The sequence below is a fragment of the Lactobacillus melliventris genome (genome assembly GCF_042679465.1).
In the GTDB taxonomy this organism is placed as follows: Bacteria; Bacillota; Bacilli; order Lactobacillales; family Lactobacillaceae; genus Lactobacillus; species Lactobacillus melliventris.
The window spans coordinates 1-1388 of record NZ_JBHTMT010000014.1; the positions used below are offsets into that span (position 1 = coordinate 1).

The window sequence follows — 1388 nt, forward strand, 5'->3', positions numbered from 1 at the left end:
ATCAAAGAGGATTTAGTACAAAAGAAATTCAAGAGAAATTACATATCACATCACGTAAATCTATTGATGGTTGGATCAATAATTATCAACAGTATGGTAACAGAGGCCTGGAAAAAAGCTTTTCTAAGACAAGATATAGTGGTCAATTTAAATTAGAAGTCTTAAACTGGAGAAAAGAACATAGTGCCAGCTATCAAATTACTGCCAATCATTTTAATATTAAACAACTTTCCACTATTGCGAATTGGCAAAGAAAATTAAATGAAGGCGGTGTTGATGCTTTATTTATTAAGCAAGGACGACCATTAATGCATAAAAAGAAAATTAAAGCAAAGAAGCATAAATATACTTCTCAAGAGTTAACTGAACTTGAACGTCTACGTTTAGAGAATCGTGCATTACATGTAGAAAATGAATATCTAAAAAAACTAGATGCCTTAGTTCAGAAACGCGGACATCGGACGAAGAAAGATCTATAGTTAATGAACTAAGGCAAGAATTTGGCTTTAAATTAAAAGAAATATTACCCTACACAAGTTTGTCTAAAAGTACATGCGAGTACCATCCTCATCCAAAAAAGAAGCTGATCAGTGATAAAGCACTTGTTTCAATTATCAAAATGATAAAGAAGCATCATGCCAGTTATGGATACTGGCCTGTAACTGATACTCTGAGGATGACTTATCACCTAATGGTTAATCATAAACGTGTTCAACGCTTAATGCGTGAGAACAATTTAGGAGCTAATAAATATAATCTGAGAGCCGGTAAATATGATTCTTCAAAGGGTCCACAAAATAAGAAAGCTAAGAATCGGTTCCATCAAAAGTTTAAGACTGATAGACCATATCAAAAGGTCGTAACTGATATTAGTGAATTTAGATATGGGAACATGACTATCCGTGATCGTGTATATTTATCGCCATTTAAGGACTTATTCAGCGGTGAAATTATTAGTTATACGATCACCGATCGTCCATTAACAAGATATGTTCTAGAAGGATTAGAGGGAGTGTTTACTGCAAGACCCAAGCTATTAAATTATCGAATGACAATCCATAGTGATCAAGGAATTCAATATCAATCTAATCCATATCGACATGCTTTACGAAAACATAAAGTATTTCAAAGCATGTCACGAAGAGCTACATGTCATGATAATGCAGCTATGGAAAGTTTCTTTCACATTATGAAAGTTGAAATGAATTATTTTACACATCACTTTGATACTAAGAAACAATTGGTTAAGGCGATGAAAGAATGGATAAGTTATTACAATGAAGATAGAATTCGACACAAACTAAAAGGCTTAACTCCGATTCAATATCGGAATCAAGCCTTAAGTAAAACGATATAAAACTAACGTCCAGTTTTAGGGGTTAGCTTCA

At 33.2% G+C, this 1388-nt stretch carries 2 protein-coding genes; both read left to right on the forward strand.

Going from position 1 to position 1388, the window contains the following annotated elements:
- Positions 1-479, forward strand: a 479-nt coding sequence (locus tag ACFQ32_RS10265) for a transposase (RefSeq protein WP_379907149.1), incomplete at its 5' end; no start/stop codon positions are given.
- A complete protein-coding gene (locus ACFQ32_RS10270) occupies positions 476-1357 on the forward strand; it encodes an IS3 family transposase (RefSeq protein ID WP_046325786.1) in 882 nt (293 codons plus the stop codon). The genes ACFQ32_RS10265 and ACFQ32_RS10270, both read left to right, overlap by 4 nt.
- Positions 1358-1388: the final 31 nt, after the last annotated feature.